Source organism: Cernens ardua (genome assembly GCF_051251085.1).
GTDB classification, from domain to species: Bacteria; Pseudomonadota; Gammaproteobacteria; order Pseudomonadales; family Halomonadaceae; genus Cernens; species Cernens ardua.
Genome location: NZ_JBPCZH010000004.1, coordinates 16,349 through 31,822, shown reverse-complemented (window position 1 = coordinate 31,822; position 15,474 = coordinate 16,349). Strand labels below are relative to the sequence as shown.

Annotated in this window: 13 protein-coding genes; 5 read left to right on the top strand and 8 right to left on the bottom strand. The window is 48.1% G+C overall.

Going from position 1 to position 15,474, the window contains the following annotated elements; genetic code table 11:
• The first annotated feature begins 12 nt into the window (after positions 1-12).
• Positions 13-1,095 carry a DNA replication/repair protein RecF gene (gene recF / locus LMG33818_RS08230; RefSeq protein ID WP_442322892.1) on the top strand — a complete coding sequence of 361 codons (1,083 nt, stop codon included), beginning with the start codon at positions 13-15 and terminating at the stop codon, positions 1,093-1,095.
• Between the two features lie 221 nt (positions 1,096-1,316).
• Positions 1,317-3,731 carry a DNA topoisomerase (ATP-hydrolyzing) subunit B gene (gene gyrB, locus LMG33818_RS08225; RefSeq protein ID WP_442322891.1) on the top strand — a complete coding sequence of 805 codons (2,415 nt, stop codon included), beginning with the start codon at positions 1,317-1,319 and terminating at the stop codon, positions 3,729-3,731.
• 79 nt (positions 3,732-3,810) lie between these two features.
• Here the strand turns inward: gyrB and LMG33818_RS08220 are convergent, their stop codons facing one another.
• The 4 genes from LMG33818_RS08220 to LMG33818_RS08205 form a co-directional block, all read right to left on the bottom strand.
• Positions 3,811-5,061, bottom strand: a complete 1,251-nt coding sequence (locus LMG33818_RS08220) for a cupin domain-containing protein (RefSeq protein ID WP_442322890.1) — start codon at positions 5,059-5,061, stop codon at positions 3,811-3,813.
• A 705-nt stretch (positions 5,062-5,766) separates the two neighbouring features.
• Entirely contained in the window at positions 5,767-6,660 is an 894-nt protein-coding gene (locus LMG33818_RS08215; RefSeq protein ID WP_442322889.1) for an oxygenase MpaB family protein, read from the bottom strand.
• 74 nt (positions 6,661-6,734) lie between these two features.
• Complete coding sequence (locus tag LMG33818_RS08210) at positions 6,735-7,523, bottom strand: SDR family oxidoreductase (RefSeq protein ID WP_442322888.1); 789 nt, start codon at positions 7,521-7,523, stop codon at positions 6,735-6,737.
• A 42-nt stretch (positions 7,524-7,565) separates the two neighbouring features.
• A complete protein-coding gene (locus LMG33818_RS08205) occupies positions 7,566-8,336 on the bottom strand; it encodes a S24 family peptidase (protein WP_442322887.1) in 771 nt (256 codons plus the stop codon).
• A gap of 432 nt (positions 8,337-8,768) precedes the next feature.
• On the opposite strand from LMG33818_RS08205, the gene LMG33818_RS08200 reads away from it, so the two are divergent.
• Both LMG33818_RS08200 and LMG33818_RS08195 read left to right on the top strand, forming a co-directional pair.
• Positions 8,769-9,836 (top strand): enolase C-terminal domain-like protein, encoded by a 1,068-nt coding sequence (locus LMG33818_RS08200; RefSeq protein ID WP_442322886.1) that lies wholly within the window; start codon positions 8,769-8,771, stop codon positions 9,834-9,836.
• Between the two features lie 22 nt (positions 9,837-9,858).
• Positions 9,859-10,719: a LysR family transcriptional regulator gene (locus LMG33818_RS08195; RefSeq protein WP_442322885.1), complete on the top strand. Its 861-nt coding sequence runs from the start codon at positions 9,859-9,861 to the stop codon at positions 10,717-10,719.
• 184 nt (positions 10,720-10,903) lie between these two features.
• On the opposite strand, the gene LMG33818_RS08190 is transcribed toward LMG33818_RS08195, so the two are convergent.
• Together LMG33818_RS08190 and argC are read right to left on the bottom strand one after the other, a co-directional pair.
• A complete protein-coding gene (locus LMG33818_RS08190) occupies positions 10,904-11,563 on the bottom strand; it encodes a DUF421 domain-containing protein (protein WP_442322884.1) in 660 nt (219 codons plus the stop codon).
• Between the two features lie 237 nt (positions 11,564-11,800).
• A complete protein-coding gene (gene argC / locus LMG33818_RS08185) occupies positions 11,801-12,751 on the bottom strand; it encodes an N-acetyl-gamma-glutamyl-phosphate reductase (protein ID WP_442322883.1) in 951 nt (316 codons plus the stop codon).
• 186 nt (positions 12,752-12,937) lie between these two features.
• Between argC and LMG33818_RS08180 the strand changes: the two genes are divergently transcribed.
• On the top strand, positions 12,938-13,234 hold the full coding sequence (locus LMG33818_RS08180; RefSeq protein ID WP_442322882.1) for a hypothetical protein: 297 nt from the start codon (positions 12,938-12,940) through the stop codon (positions 13,232-13,234).
• Positions 13,235-13,450: 216 nt separating this feature from the next.
• On the opposite strand, the gene LMG33818_RS08175 is transcribed toward LMG33818_RS08180, so the two are convergent.
• Together LMG33818_RS08175 and LMG33818_RS08170 are read right to left on the bottom strand one after the other, a co-directional pair.
• On the bottom strand, positions 13,451-14,626 hold the full coding sequence (locus tag LMG33818_RS08175) for a porin (RefSeq protein ID WP_442322881.1): 1,176 nt from the start codon (positions 14,624-14,626) through the stop codon (positions 13,451-13,453).
• A gap of 485 nt (positions 14,627-15,111) precedes the next feature.
• Positions 15,112-15,357: a CsbD family protein gene (locus LMG33818_RS08170; protein ID WP_442322880.1), complete on the bottom strand. Its 246-nt coding sequence runs from the start codon at positions 15,355-15,357 to the stop codon at positions 15,112-15,114.
• Positions 15,358-15,474: the final 117 nt, after the last annotated feature.

Sequence of the window (15,474 nt, the reverse complement as noted above, 5' to 3'; positions counted from 1 at the left end):
GGCGCCTTTTCCATGCCTCTTGAACGTATTCACATGACAGGGTTACGCAATCTTCAGCAGGTGGATTTTTCTCCGTCTCCCCGCGTGAATCTGATCGTTGGTCCAAATGGTAGTGGCAAGACCAGTATTCTTGAGGGGCTCCATTTATTAGGGCTGGGGCGTTCATTCAGAGCTCGACAGTTCAAGCCGATCATTCATTTTGATAGTGATGGGTTGACTGTTTTTGGGCGTCTTTCAGGCCATCCACCCAGTTCTATAGGTATTCAGCGGCGCCGTGACAGTGATACCTTGTTGATGCGCAAGGATGGGCAAACGATTGATCGCATCAGCCAGTTGGCAGAGCTTTTACCGCTCCAATTGATTGATAGCCAAACCTTCGAACTGATTGATGGCTCACCCAAGGCCAGGCGGGAATATCTTGATTGGGGTGTCTTTCATGTGGAGCCAGCGTTTTATGACTGTTGGAAACGCATGAGAAGAGCACTTAAACACCGCAATGTGTTGCTGAGATATGGTACAATTGACCGCATTTCAATGCGTGCCTGGAATCAGGAGCTCGCGAGGGAAGCTACGCGTCTGGATCAGTTCCGAAGTGACTATGTAGAGCGTCTTGCGCCGATCTTTAATGAGCTTCTTGGGCAGTTGGCTACGTTGCCGGATATTTCGTTGGGCTATTATCGGGGGTGGGATCGCAAACGCCCCTTGGAAGAGATTCTGGAAGCGAATATCAATAGTGATCAGCAAATGGGCTTTACCCAACAGGGCCCTCAGCGTGCTGACTTGCGTATTCGTATTGGGAAACGCCCGGCAACGGAGGTGCTTTCCCGAGGGCAACAAAAAGTTGTGGTCAGTGCCCTCAAATTGGCTCAAGGGCAGCTGCTTGAGGAAATGACCCAACGGCATTGTCTTTATTTAATCGATGATCTGGCCGCTGAGCTGGATGCAGGTCATCAACAGCGCTTTTTTGAGTTGCTTGAAAAACAGCAGGGCCAGAGTTTCATCACTGTGATTGATAAAAGCGGCATCTCACCGTTTTTACAGGAAGATCACGGAGTGTTCGAGTTAATAGCGGGGCGCATTGCTACTGTCGAGTGATGTCGATACTTGTTGATGCAGTCTGCCATTGCTGCTGTCGCGAGGTAAAAGCGGTAGCCGGTATCATCTTTCAGGGTCAGCAATTTAGTGGCAGTACAACAAGTATCGACAAGCAGTAGTGAAAGAAATAGCGTTACCGTAGAGAGTCTGGTAATCCTTCTGCCTTATGGGGCAGAGTTTGGCGACAATAAAGGGTGTCGTCCATCAGTTCAGGAGTGAACATGAGCGAACAATCTTACGATTCATCGAGTATCAAGGTTCTAAAGGGGCTGGATGCAGTACGCAAGCGCCCTGGTATGTACATTGGCGATACCGATGATGGCAGTGGCCTGCACCATATGGTGTTCGAGATCGTCGATAACTCTATCGATGAAGCACTGGCGGGGCATTGCGACGAGATTTCGGTGGTGATTCATGCCGATGAATCCATCAGTGTATCGGACGATGGCCGTGGTATTCCGACAGAAATGCACGCAGAAGGCGTGTCCGCGGCAGAGGTCATTCTGACAGTACTGCACGCGGGTGGTAAGTTCGATGACAACTCCTACAAAGTGTCAGGTGGATTGCATGGTGTAGGGGTCTCGGTCGTTAATGCCCTGTCTTCACAACTGGATCTTACCATCTGGCGTGGAGGCCATGTTCACTCTCAGACCTACGCTCACGGTGTTCCTCAAAAGCCGTTGGAAGTGGTGGGTGAAACAGACCGTACTGGCACCCGCATTCATTTTGTTCCTTCACCGGATACGTTTGCGAATATCGAGTTTCATTATGAAATTCTTGCCAAACGGCTGCGTGAGCTTTCGTTCCTTAACTCTGGTGTCGCAATCCGCCTGACAGACGAGCGTGATGGCAAGGAAGAGCTATTTCACTATGAAGGCGGCCTTAAAGCCTTCGTTGAACATCTTAACCGCAATCGTACAACGATCAATCCGGTGTTCCACTTCATGGTGGACCGTGAAGATGGCATCAGCGTTGAAGTTGCGATGCAGTGGAACGATACCTACAACGAAAACCTGTTGTGTTATACCAACAACATTCCCCAGCGCGATGGTGGGACGCATTTGGCCGGCTTCCGTGCTTCATTGACACGTACGCTGAACAGCTATATTGAAGCCGAGGATTTGCAGAAGAAGGCAAAAGTTGTCACTTCAGGCGATGATGCTCGCGAAGGTTTGACGGCTATTATCTCGGTGAAAGTACCGGATCCGAAATTTTCTTCGCAGACCAAGGACAAACTGGTTTCCTCTGAAGTGAAAACGGCTGTTGAGCAGGAGATGGGGCGTCATTTCTCCGAATATCTGCTGGAGCATCCCAACGAGGCCAAAATCATCGTGAACAAGATGATTGATGCGGCACGAGCCCGTGATGCTGCCCGTAAAGCGCGTGAAATGACACGTCGCAAAGGGGCGCTCGATATAGCAGGCTTGCCCGGTAAACTTGCTGACTGTCAGGAGAAAGACCCATCCAAGTCAGAACTGTATCTGGTGGAGGGTGACTCCGCGGGTGGTTCAGCCAAGCAGGGGCGTGACCGCCGGACTCAGGCTATTTTGCCGCTAAAGGGAAAAATTCTTAATGTGGAGAAAGCACGCTTCGACAAAATGCTTTCCTCTGCTGAAGTTGGCACGCTCATTACCGCATTGGGTTGTGGTATTGGCCGTGAAGAATTCGACCCTGACAAGTTGCGTTATCACTCCATCATTATCATGACAGATGCTGATGTTGATGGTTCTCACATTCGGACTCTGCTACTGACCTTCTTTTTCCGTCAAATGCCGGAGCTGATCGAGCGCGGACATATATTTATTGCACAGCCGCCACTTTATAAAATCAAACGTGGCAAGCAGGAGATGTATCTGAAAGACGAAGCAGCCATGGAGCAATACCTGGTCACCACTGCGCTGGATGGCGGTAGTCTGCATGTCAATGAGACGGCGCCCGGTATTACGGGGGCTGAGCTGGAAAAACTGATTATGCAATATCAGGATGTGAAGCACCGTTTGCATCGGCTCTCCCGCGTCTACCCTGCCAAGGTACTGGAGCAAATGATCCATGTTCCAGTGCTGAGCGATACTGACCTGAGCGATCAGAACAAGGTCAATACGTGGATGGATGCGCTTTCCATTCGTATGCAGGCACTGAGCGAATACGAAGGGGATGCCAGTTACGAGTTCTCGACCCAGTTTGACGAAGAGCGCTCTCTCTACTTCCCTAAAGTCGGTATCAAGGCCCACGGTGTGGTAACCGATTATATGCTCGGCATCAGCTTTTTCCGCTCGCCGGACTATGCAGCCATGGTGTCTCTGGGTGAAACACTCAATGGCTTGCTTGAAGAAGGCGCCTATGTTGCTCGGGGTGAACGTCGCTCTGAGGTTCACGACTTTGGGCAGGTACTGGATTGGTTGTTGCGTGAAGCACAGCGTGGTTTATCTATTCAGCGTTACAAAGGTCTTGGTGAGATGAACCCGGATCAGCTATGGGAAACTACCATGGATCCTGATGTTCGTCGTATGCTGCGTGTTTCCATTGAAGATGCTGTTGTGGCTGATCAGATGTTTAATACTCTGATGGGTGACGAAGTCGAACCACGCCGCGATTTCATTGAACAAAACGCTCTGGTTGCTAATCTGGACGTCTGATCTGATTGCGGACGCTTTGTCGTCCTGTTTTGACGCTGAAAAGTCCCATACCGAATTTGGACGGTATGGGACTTTTTCCTTATATAATCTCGGGTCGAACATCCGGGATATGATTAATGACATCTTCTGAGATGTTTAACGTCTCCTCTACCATACGTGGCGGCGTGTGTTTGATCCAATTGGACAAACTAACTGTTTCATAATCGCTGGTTCTGAAAATAGCGATCAATACCAAATCGGTATTTCCCGTATTTTCAACGTAATGTCCCAATCCCTTCGGAACATACCCGATGTCCCCTGCCTTGAAATCATTTGTTGCCGCCTCCGGGCCTGTATTGAAGACGGTCATACGTCCCTGCCCCGACACATAGTATTGCCATTCATCAGTATTTGGATGCCAATGTAGCTCCCTCATGGCGCCCGGTTTCAACACGACTTTGGCTACAGCAATATCTTTGGATACCTTGAAGGTATTACTATCGACGATCGTAACCTCGCCCTTTGATGAATGAATATTCGGCTTTAGCTTGCTCATCGGAAAAACGAAGGGGTGAGCAGGCGCACCCAGCGATGAACTGGCCTGGGACTGGGCAGTGGAGAGTGGTCCCGGGTCTTTCCCCTGAAAAATCCAGCGGTTATGCAGCGGAATATTTTTGAAGGACGATTCTGGCACACCAAAGTTTTTGGCAAGCACTTCGGGGGGGGTGTGGGCCATCCAATCAGTGACAAGCAATGTATTGAATTCCGATGCCTTGCCATCATCGAAGGCAATCAGGAATTCCGTGCCATCCGGGCCCATTCCTTGCAGTGAGTGGGGCAAACCGGGAGGGAAATACCATAGATCACCTTTTTGTACATCAGCGACTTGTGGGCGTCCTTCGGCATCCAGTGTGGTGATACGGCATGTACCATAAAGAACGATGGCCCATTCCGCTTGCTGGTGCCAGTGCATCTCGCGAATGCCATATTTTGACAATCGCATGTTTACGCCGGAAATTTCAGTAGATATAGGGAAATCACTTTCAGTAATCTGGCGCGCCCAACCCCCTTCCTGAAAACGAACATGTGCGTTGCTAAAAGACGACCAGAATTCTGGCATCCCATTAACATCGGTTGCGGGGGGATTTTCACCATCGGGAAATTGGCTGGCCAAATTGGGATTATTGGGCCCTGGATCAGTGTGGCTGCTGTTGCTACCTGAATTGATGCGTCCTTCCGGTGGGAGATCAGGGTTTCCGAAAGAAGCTGCTTTGGCAATAGTGGATAGACCCAAAAATGCGGCAGAGCCAACGCCGCCCAACAACATGCGTCTTCTTCTGGAATCAGTCATGTACCCCTCCTTAGCCTATTGCAAGAAATCTGGATATCTTGAAGTGAAATGATATTGAGGTTTAAGGTTATCTTAATATTATTTAAAAGTTAAGTGAATATTAAAATAGTATTAAGAAAAAGGTCGCATTGATGAGTAAATCACGATAGGGACTGCCCCCATGAATGCAGGTAACCTCGAAAACTCGAAAAGAAGTGCATGTATGTAGCTTTGTTAGCGATAAAGCGGAGTGTTTCGCTATTGGAGGACATAGAAAAATTTACCAATCCGCCCAATCTGTGAATACTTCCTTGAACGAGGACGAAGGGTAAAAATAAAGAGATGAACTGGGGAAAATGGCAGGGAAAATGAAGGATAATTGTGTAAGGCGTGAGATCACGAGCTACCCATAGGGTAACTCGCAGACTATTTTCTATATCTTCATACCATGTCGAATATTGTTAGCCAACAAGGCAATCATATAGGCCGAAGTCAGAGTTAAAAACGTAGTGATGGACCAGCTGATAATCGTCCAGGCCATGCTGTATTCTCCGTTTTAAAGAAAGCTGCTGGGGTAAGGGGCTTCCTTGAGCAATGAAAATGACAGGTTCGTGGGTTTTCGAATAGCCAGCGTGTCATATTGGCGAGCCAACAGTGTGCAAATATCAGGAAATTTCTGTTTACTGCAAGATTTGAGCGGACAATGCCATGTAAAAAAGCGCTGTCCTATATCCTTACTGCCTTGGAAGCACCTACTCTTTCATGTGCGAGTTCACTCGCCGTTCCTGTCACGGAAGATGTTACGATGGGGCGTAATACACGAAGGCTTTTTCTGACGGTCATTCTCTTGATGGACGAAAGCTGCAACCCCAGCGCATCTATTGCCCATTGGGGTAATAAATCAATACCACCACGCATGAATAGTTGACCTGCCATTCGCCCGAAAGTGTCTTCCGGTCCCGCTTCCTGAAGTATGCGGGCCACTTCCCGAGTCCGGTCATCACAGCTAAGCTGTGGCCTCATTTCTTCGAGATAAACGGCTACCTCAGCGGTCGATGCAGGGACAGATTCAGCCCCCAACGCAAGGGCGATACGTGCGCTTTCACGATAATAGGCATCCTGAACATCAAGGCTGAGAGTCGGCTCACAATATCGCATATAAGCGGCCAGAAAGCGGCTCATTTCGGCTACGTGTACCCAACAAAGCAACTCGGGATCATCAGCGTGATAGGCTTGTCCATCTGGCGACGTTCCCTTGATGAACGAATGTATGTGGCGCACATGGGCTATTGCCGATTGGGCATCCTGCCGGCTGCCATACGTTGTTACCGCAATAAATTGGCTGGTGCGGCGTAGGCGTCCCATCATATCTTCGCGAAATGTTGAATGATCCCAAACACCAGAGAGAGCAAGCGGGTGGAGCATTTGTAATAATAGTGCGCCGACACCGCCGCACAGCATGGAAACAAAATCTCCATGGACTCGCCATACAGCACTTTCAGGGCCGAATAGCCCAGGGTCCCCTATCGGGTGCGAATAATCAATGGATCTGGATGTGCGACCGGTAAGATTGGCGACACGTTGATCAATGCTACGTTTCAGGCTTGTCGGCATAAACATGGGCAATGGCCGTTAATTCGCTGGTTATCTGGTTGGGCCTCATGAATGATACCTGTACATGCCACTTTCCTATATCAAAAAGTGCCGGGATAGCTGCCTCCATCCAATAAAACGTTTTGTGCGGTGAAATAACCTGCCTGTTCACTACATAAAAAGGCGCAAAAAGTACCAAACTCTTCAGCGGTACCGAAGCGTCTGGCAGGAATTCCCTGGCTGGATGCTGCGGCAATGCTCTCTGCCGATTGCCCGTTTTTTTGGGCAGCATGTGCGAAATTGGCGCGAAGGCGGTCCGTGTCAAACTTTCCCGGGAGAAGATTGTTGATAGTAACGTTACGCCCTGCGATACCTGGCTGCCTGGCGATACCTGCGACAAAGCCCGTTAACCCGGAGCGTGCTCCGTTGGAGAGCCCAAGTGCCGCAATGGGAGCCTTGACGGAGGAAGACGTGATATTGATGATCCGTCCGAACCCCCTATCGGCCATTGCGTCCACTGTGGCTTTGATGAGCTCAATGGGAGTAATCATGTTGCTGTTGAGTGCTTGTTGCCACTGCTCAGGTGACCAGTCACGGAAATCACCTGGCGGTGGGCCACCTGCATTATTGATCAGAATATCCACGTGGGGGGCGGCGGTGAGTATCTTGTTTCTTGTCTCGGGCTGCGTGATGTCTCCCGCAATACTGATGACAGTAATACTGGGGTCAAGTTGACGAAGGCCTCTGGCAGTTTCTTCCAATGGCACTTCTGTACGTGCATTGATAACAAGATTGACGCCTTCCTTGGCCAGTGCTTCAGCGCACCCTTTCCCCAACCCTTTACTGGCAGCACACACAACAGCCCAACGCCCTTCAATTCCCAAATCCATACTTAATTCCTGATCAAAAGTGAGTATGTTTACCGAAGACACTTAGTGCCAGCAGCTACTCCAAACGATCTTGCCAATCACCGTGAGCTGATCCAATGCATCTTCGGGTACATGGACATCTTTCAGTAAAGGCGTATCACAAATCAACGTCAAGCCCGAGACAGTGCGTTGCAAGCGCCGTACCAGCTGAGCACCATGAAACTCAACCAGGAAGAGGGCTGTACCTGCGGGTTGTAACGCATTCGTATCGACCAGAACGATGGCACCAGCGGATAACCCGGGAGCCATGGCATTGTCGCTTAGGCAGAAGGCTTTGACTCCCTCACGGGTAAGCGCATGCGCTTGTAGCTCATGGCGGGTAATCGGGAAGTATGTTGTGCTTCGTATGCCATCCAGGGAAACTTCTAACGGAATTAATTCATGGTTGGCGGGTGTCTTTCCGAAAAGGGATGCGGAATCCCTCGATTCAGTCCGCGGGGTATCGTGAGGTGCGGTATGTTCGCCCATGGAGTGCAGGGCATATCCACTGGTATGATATGAGTCGGATAAATAGTACGGTGAAGCTTCTCTCAATTCACTATACCCCATCTTCGGGTGTCGACCTGGCAAGTAACAGTCACCCTCCCCAGTCACCAACCAGTCCAGTGACATCCCGGCACTTAGCATCAGATTGGCGATATTGACCAGACTCGGATTCGGTTCATGTCGATTATCTGACCATCGCGCTAGTGTATTAACTTCGACACCTGCACATTGGGCTGCAGCTATCTTGGTCCTGAAATGGTTGATCACCAACGCAATGCGTTTGGCCATTCCCTCAGCGACTCCAGATTCAGTTTTAATAAAGCAGGACAGCTTTTTATCTGACATTTCTTGATAATCACTCGATATATAAAACAAGCGTTAAATTCAAACCATCATTAAAGTTTAAGATGACACCTTTCATGTTGTAAGTTTCTGATTCATAACTTAGATTCGAGCATGAATGTAGTCCTTGGCGGCGTAAAAGATGGGGTCTTGTTCGGTTTACAACCTGGATGAGGCGCTTTTTACCCAGGGCACCTATAAGTCAGCATGGCTCTCCTCTTGGCACATATCTCAAGAGTCATGAATCCACAGGTAAACACCTCATACTCTCCCGTTCTTGTCTGCATTTGATTGGCACTATTAAAAAAAGCGTGGCAACGCTACCGCTAGAGCATTCTGCTCTTACGGGCTATTGATGAGTTATGAGCGTCACATCACATGAAAGTCTCCGAAATCCGTGTGTATACTCCTTCCCGCACCTGGCCCCTTCATTCACTGATCGAGGTCAATACGGATGAAGGTCTTGCTGGATATGCCTTTGTTGCCTTGGGTGCTGAAATAGCAACTGGCATCCTCAGGGAGCTCGCCAGCAGTTATCAGCAACTGAATGCATTTCATGTTGTTTCCTTTTGCCAACGACTACGTTCAAGCTGGTCTGATAACACCAATGCTCACCATGTTATTTCAGCGATTGAAATTGCTCTCTGGGATATCCTCGGGCACTTTACCGGGCTCCCTGTCTACCAGTTGTTGGGAGGCATTTCAGACCCGGCACCCCATGCCTGCGTTAACCTGGCAATAGATTGTAATAAGTCCATCAATGAGCAGATACTTCGTCTTAAGCTCGAATACTGTAAAGCGATTCGGTTTTGTTTAATTAATGTGGATGAAGATGATTTTGAATGCTTCAAAACGCAGATATATGAGCTGAGTTTATTATGTCCTCACGGGAAAAAGTTTTTTCTCTCGCTTCCGGTTACCCGGTATACCTCTCTCAAATGGGCGAAACGAGCGGTTTCCTGGATGGAGTCGCTCAACATCAATCTTCTCGAAGTCAATTTTTTTCCTGATGAGCGTTATGAGCTACGAACCTTGTCGGATTCAACCCTTATAAGGATTGGCACGGCGAAAAGCTCAATTTCGATTAAGAATAGCCACTCTCTGATCACGGATAAGTGTGTCGACAATATTGCATTAAGCAGTATGTCCGAGATCGGCTTTCAAAAAACAGCCATGCTGATTCATGCTGCCTCTCTCAATGGCGTCTATCCGATGCTGCGGGGAATGCATGATCCACTCACCTTTGCGGCAAATCTACATTTAGCCTGTCTGTCGGAAGTCCCTTGCTGGGTTGATATCCCCCTCCTTGAGAAACTGCACAACGACTTCGATACAGGCATATATGTCAATGAACAGGGCGAGCTGGTAACGGGGGAAGAGGCAGGGTTTGGCATACGTCCTTCTGCCTCATTTCTAAATACCATGCAGCCCTCTATCGTTATATGAATCAGTAGGTTAGGAAACATACATGGATCATCGTCAGTTACAGTTTCTTGATGCATTGGCTCGAGAGCATCATTTCGGTCGTGCAGCCAAGCGGTGTCAGGTTACTCAACCCACTTTGTCAGCACGCATCAAGCAGCTCGAGTTGGAGTTGGGCTATCCCCTGGTAAAGCGAGGTAAATATTTTGAGCGTTTCACACCGGAAGGGAATCGTATTCTTGAACATGCAAGACGAATATTACGTGAATATGCGGCACTTACTGGTTCGCTGACATCCTCGTTTGAGTGCTCTGGCCCATTGACGATCGGAACCATCCCGAGCGCCATGGCAGATGTCATTCAGTGGTCGCATCATTCTGCGGAAGTGACTACCCTTGAATTGCGTGAGTACTCGATGTCAGCGCTTTTATTGGCACTTGAGCAGCGTACGGTTGATCTTGGAATTGGTTATATAGAAGCGACCCATGCCTTGTCGGAAGAGTTTGTAATCCGACCTCTACTCACAGAGCGGATGATGATATTTTATTCGTCAACGCATCATGAGTTGCCGGATGTCGTGCAGTGGAAAATGCTCGAAAACTATCCTCATGGCGTTTTGAGTAGTGACATGCAACGTCAGCGTTGGATTTCCTGTATTCAGGATCAATTAACCATGGACATCCGTATTAATGTGGAAGCGGATTCCGTCATGACGCTTTTATTGATGGTTGCTCAGGGGCGTTGTATTGCTGTTTTACCGCAAGGTTTTTCAGGTGTGGCGGCTACTCTGTCCAATGTAGTGGCCCAGCATCTACCAGATATGGGCGTCGAATTCCCCCGCGTGGGGGCCATTTGGCAGCGAGGCAACGTATCAGCCCCATTGATTGAGCGAATGATGAAGCCATAGCTCAACCACGGTAACCAGGTCGTTGTGTGATATATCACCGCTGAAGAAAAGCCCTCTTTTTGATATGCCTCGTACACTTATTGTTCGGCACATGACACTTTTATAGATAAGCAGGTATATAGAAGCAGGAGGCACCGTATCCATCACGAAATACTGAATATGGATACGGTAATCCACCGGAGACTTATGCAGCGGTGCGTATGATTTGAGCATCCCTCATGATAAAGCTGAGAGTATCTTCCCAAAATTCGGCCAGGAAAACCTGTTCGGGGTCGATTTTATGTGCCTTTATCTTGTTTTCTAGCCACTCTTTGGATTTTTCGATACTCTCCAGTTCTGAATCACGGATTTTCCCATCCTGCATGACCAGTACGGAAGGCCGTTCTTCACTATCTACAATGGCTGTCAGCTGACCACTGGGCTCGATCTGTGCATAGCTGACTCTCTGGAAAGAGTAAATGCCTTGAGAGTGGAGCTGTGAGGCAACATTGATGATGTCGATTTTGTTGTGTTTCTCCAGAATATTCTCCATCACGAACTTTCCCTTATCGATGATGGGAATCGGGTTGCCTATCGTGATATCGCGGAAAAAGAATAGATGCTTGCTGACAAAATTGAGGATTGAAATCATTGAAACGCCAATCAGTAGAACGATGACATACTGATACAACGGGATGGCACTCGTATAAATAACGCCTCCAATAATACCGCCCAGTACAAAGTTGCCGATGAAGTCTACGGGCGTCATTTGAGCTAGTTGCGTTTTGCCGGACAGATTGAGGTGCGTGATAACGACCACAAACCCGATGATAAACTTGATGATGATAAAGAGGTAAAAAGCCATGTTTCTTCCCACAATGCCAAGCCGGAGTAGATCCGAGTTATAACAACCCCCTGTCTATACCTGAAAACGTATCGTGAACACGATGTTTCGTTCACTATTTCCGCGTAGCAGCTTTCAGGTAATAGTTGTAGGGCAGTGATTCAGAAACGAATAGTAGCAGAGAGCTAACTTATTGTTATATGGCTTTTTCCAATATGAAAGAAGGTTCCTTGATCTGATTACGGCATCATCGTGGTATTAGAGCGCAGTACTTTCATCCAGTCCCAAATGAACATTCATGCTTTGAATGGCAGCACCTGCGGCACCTTTACCCAGGTTGTCCAGGCGTGCAACAAGAAGCGCCTGCTCCTCATTTCCGCATATCAGAATATCAACGTCGTTAGTGCCGTTATTGTGCTGTATATCAAGGTAGCCGCCATCAATGTTATTACTGCTTTCCTGAGATGGTGACACCCGTATGAAGGGCTCATTGGCGTAGTGTTTTTGATAGGCCTTTATGATCGCTTCTGGAGAGAGATCAAGCTGTTTCAAGGGAAGCGGAATCTGTACCGATAGTCCTTGCAGGTTTGCACCAACGATTGGCGTAAAAATGGGCTCAGCCGCTAAATGGCCATGGGTACGCATTTCTGGTAAATGTTTATGTTTCAGGCCAAGTGCATACGGCCGAGGGCTATCCAATTTACTATCGCGCTGCCCATTCTCTTCCTTTTGGTAGTCTGCAATCATGTTCTTGCCTCCACCACTGTATCCTGTCAAAGAATAAGCGCTCAAAGGAAAATCTGAAGGTAGTAGTCCGGCATCAACCAAAGGCCTCACTAATAGAATAAATGCAGAAGCATGGCATCCCGGGTTGGCAATGCGTTTGCTGTTGCGAATGTAGCTACGTTGTTCTTTAGTGAGCTCAGGTAGCCCGTACACCCAGTCATCATTTGTTCGGAAAGCTGTGCTGGCATCGATGACACAGGTCGTCTCGTTGTCGATCAGACTAACCGCTTCTTTCGACGCTTCATCCGGTAAGCATAAAAAGGCAACATCTGCAGCATTGAGTAATCGAGCCCGTTCCTTGGCGTCTCTTCGTTTGTCTTCATCAATGTAGAGAATATCCACATCCGGATGTTGCTTCAGATAATCCAGTAAGCGCAGTCCAGTGGTGCCCGATTGTCCGTCAACAAAAACCTTGTATGCCATAATGATGCTTCTAGTGAAGGGTGAGTGGTGTGGTAAGCACATAGCGTATGACTGTTATACCGCGTATCACTGGTGAGGTGCTACCCATCTGTTTACTATTTGTCACATTTGCATCCTGGGCAACCTCACTGCAAAGTAGTAGCCATTACACGCTCCTACATTATTAATGCCTGAACGAGGTAAAATATGACATCGTCACACTCCCCGGAAGATCCTAATACTGAAAAATCACAAAAAGGTATCACCATACCGCCTGGCATCTCATTCGATGATCTCAAGTTGGAAATGACGGACGAAGGGCGGCTGCGTTTCAATCTGGATATTATCGAGCAGGTCTGTAAGGCGAGTGATCTTCCTGTCGAGGTAATTACGCAGGGGCCTGAATCCAATTTGGCGGGGCTTTTGGTCACTTGGTACCAAAAACATCTCTCACAGGGTGGGGATCACAATTCAGTGATGGATACCTTGCTCGCGCCCCATTAATCACTGAAAAAGAGAAGCAGCATACGCTACTGTAAACGCAGAGGTTATTGAATATCTTGCGTTAAAAGTAAGAGGGCCCCACGTGGGGCCCTCTAATGGTTGCGTTCAGTCTACGTTGAACATCCATGTTCACATTTTCTGTTGTTGCTTAAGCTTTATGCTACCTATGGCCGGTTTAAAATAACCTGACATCGGAGCGTACTGGAAGTTGTAGACCTAGAAGTTGTAGATAAGACGAATGTGTGTCGCACTGGGGTGATCTGCCTTGTCCATGCCCGTGCTATGGGCAAACTGGTGCTCAATGATGATATTGGTGTTATACGCCAGTGTTGTGCTCAAACCGATAAATTGATCATTGGTTGAGAACTTTTGCCCATGCATGGAGGCCCCGGCCACATAGGGAAGCACCGCCTTGAGAACGCTGGATTGTACGGGGATGGTATAGCCCGCGTAGTACTCGTAGCCGTAAGCGGAGTGGCTGAAATAATTGCGTGCGCTATTGTAGCGATGATTTGGCACGAAATCGGTGAAATACCCCAGTGAGCCTGCGAATTTCCAATTACCCGGTGCCCAGGAGAATCCGGTCCCCGTCATTTGCTGATGGTAGGTATTGGTATGACCCTCTTCTGAATACAGATTAGCCTTGATGTTGCTGTATGCCAATCCCCAGGCCAGGTCATTGGTGATCTGATAATTGATACCAATGGCCCCACCGCCTCTACGCTTGTAGCGGTTGATTCCTTCCGAGTGCAGATAATAAGCCGTAGCCGGCAGCGCCACTGTGGTATATAGCGTGACCGGACCAAAGGTATTTTTATAGTTGATCATATTCTTGGCTCGGTATGAGCCATCGTATGAACCTTGCCCGTCGATACCGTCACTAGGCCCTACCGCGCCATTATCATTGACCCATATATCAGGTTTGGAGGCCACGGCAGGATAATAGGCATTCCATTGCTTGCCGTAGGTCAGGGTTCCCCATTTTTTGTTGGAAATACCCACATAGAGTTGACGTGTATAGGTATCGTCTCCTCCACGATTTCGGTAAGTATGGTGATTCCAACCCAACGCCTTGAACCAGCTGGCAGTCATTTCGTAGTAGCCCAGGAGTGACCAGTCATTATTCAAGCGGTATATGGCATCGGCGTGGTAATCGGAGTCATCAGCCCAACCCCGGTGAGTTACTGACCCGTGGTCTACCCCTCCCATCTGGTTTTGAAAACCGAGCTCAGCACGACCACCAATGGAAAGGCTCAACGGGTTGAAAAAAGAAGAGCCCTGGCCTTCCTTCAAGAGTGTGACATCTGCATTGGCCACATTTGAATAAACTGTTGCACCTAAAATCGCAGCAACCAGACCGCATCGCAATAATGATAAATGATCGTTTTTCATGGTTTAGCTCAAATTATTCAAGGCCAGCTCAATTAGGCAGACCGTTATTGTTCAGTATCCACGCTCTCGCATGCGAGATGATATGGATTATAGAGATGTATGAGACATATTTGCTCTGTTAATACGCATTTTATGCATTTTCAAGGGTTAGCATGTACGTTATAAAGGAAAACTTTGCGTCAAATAGTAAATTAATTATGTCTTTATTTACATAGTGGAGACACAACGCGGTATTAACTTGAACACGATCTTTTTAATGCAAACAGCGTTGTGGGAACATTAGCCAATAGTCATTAAGACCTTATGTTACCCGTTAAGCGCGCATGAATGCCTGTTCAGAGGACTGTTGATATTTTCCGTTCAAATAAAAAATCCCCGGGAATTTGCATTCATAATGCTCCCGGGGATTTTTCTCATTTGGGATTGGCGAGCCTCTGATAAGTCCGTTTACAATCCTTGTTTCCTATCAGAAGCTGTAATACCCATTAGCGCCAAAGCTTACCGAGGATGAAGCCAACAGCTGCCGCTGCTGCCAATGCACCAATCGGGTTACTCTGGGTTAGATCGCGTACTTGATCCACGGCTTCTCCATAACCTGACTGGATCTGACCTGCGGCCTGACGTGCCTTACCGCGATAGGACTGCTCATCATCATCAGAGAAATCGCCAAAGGCCTCTTGCGCCTGACCAGCAAGTTCTTTTGTCTTACCTTCAATGCGTTCCTTCACCATGCTCATTCTCCTTAGAGATATGTACCTTCGATTCATTCGAAGGGATTTTAAGTGCCCACTGAAAAGTAAAATACGATGTACGTTTACTTCTGTTGGGCAAAAACTTCATTACAGCAT